Source organism: Chondromyces apiculatus DSM 436, from assembly GCF_000601485.1.
Classification (GTDB): domain Bacteria; phylum Myxococcota_A; class Polyangia; order Polyangiales; family Polyangiaceae; genus Chondromyces; species Chondromyces apiculatus.
In genome coordinates, this window is sequence record NZ_ASRX01000165.1 from 1 (window position 1) to 1,469 (window position 1,469).

Consider the following 1,469-nt stretch of genomic DNA (forward strand, 5'->3'; position numbering starts at 1 on the left):
GGCGGGCGGGGCGGGCGGGGCGGGCGGGGTGGAAGAGACGGCGGAGCCGGTGGCCATCGTCGGAATCGGCTGCCGGTTCCCCGGGAGCGCGAGCACGCCAGAGGCGTTCTGGGATCTCCTGCGCCACGGGGTCGACGCCATCACCGAGGTCCCATCCGAGCGCTGGGACGCCGCCGCCCTGTACTCCGCCGACCCGACGGTGCCCGGCAAGATGCACACCCGCTGGGGAGGCTTCCTGAGCGACGTGCGGGGCTTCGACGCAGCCTTCTTCGGGATCTCGCCCCGCGAGGCGATGAGCGCCGATCCCCAGCAGCGACTCCTGCTGGAGACCGCCTGGGAAGCGCTGGAAGACGCGGGCCAGCCCGTGGACCAGCTCGCGGGCGCTCCCGTCGGGGTCTTCGTCGGGCTCTCGGCGCGCGATTACAGCGAGCTTCAATCGCGCGCGGGGGGCGTCCCTCACGACATTCACGCGGCGACCGGCGCGGCAGCCAGCATCGCTGCCAACCGCATCTCGTACGCACTCGATCTGCGTGGGCCGAGCCTCACCGTCGACACGGCGTGCTCCTCGTCGCTCGTGGCCGTGCACCTCGCGTGCGAGAGCCTTCGACGCGGGGAGTGCTCGCTGGCGCTGGCCGGAGGCGTCAACCTGCTGCTCGCGCCGGAGGTGACGCTCCAGTTCGCGAAAGCTGGCTTCATGGCGCCGGATGGTCGGTGCAAGGCCTTCGACGCGCGCGCCAACGGCTACGTACGGGCCGAGGGGGTCGGCGTGGTCGTCCTCAAGCGGCTCTCACGGGCCCTCGCCGATGGCGACCGCATCTATGCCCTCGTCCGCGGCAGCGCGGTCAACCAGGACGGGCGCAGCAACGGGCTCACCGCGCCCAACCAGAAGGCCCAGGAGGAGCTGTTGCGGGCGGCTTGCCGCAGGGCGAAGGTCTCCCCGGGCGAGGTTCAGTACGTCGAAGCGCACGGGACGGGCACGGCGCTCGGCGATCCCATCGAGGCGAGGGCCCTCGGAGCCGTGCTGTCCGAGGGGCGCCCCGCCAGCGAGCCAGCGTCGCTCGGCTCCGTCAAGACGAACCTGGGGCACACGGAGGCTGCCGCAGGCGTCGCAGGCCTGATCAAGGTGGCCCTCTCGCTGCACCACGGCGCGCTCCCGCCGAGCCTCCACTTCGAGCGAGCAAACCCGCACATCGCCTTCGGCGAGCTGCCCCTCCGTGTCCAGGAGACGCTCGCGCCGTGGCCGAGGAGCGCCCGGCGGCGGCTCGCGGGGGTGAGTTCGTTCGGGTTCGGTGGCACGAACGCCCACGTGATCCTGGAGGAGGCGCCCCCACCCCCCGACAGCGACGCTCCCACCACCAACGACGCCCGCGAGCACCTGCTCCTGCTCTCCGCCCGCTCCGACGAGGCCCTGCGCGCCCTCGCTCGCACCTACGCCGACCGCCTCGACCACGCCGGCTCTCTCGCCTCTC

At 72.9% G+C, this 1,469-nt stretch carries 1 protein-coding gene; it reads left to right on the plus strand.

The window, feature by feature from the left end; all coding sequences use genetic code 11:
* Positions 1-49: 49 nt before the first annotated feature.
* A partial coding sequence (locus CAP_RS43265) for a type I polyketide synthase (protein ID WP_231512042.1) occupies positions 50-1,469 on the plus strand: 1,420 nt, incomplete at its 3' end.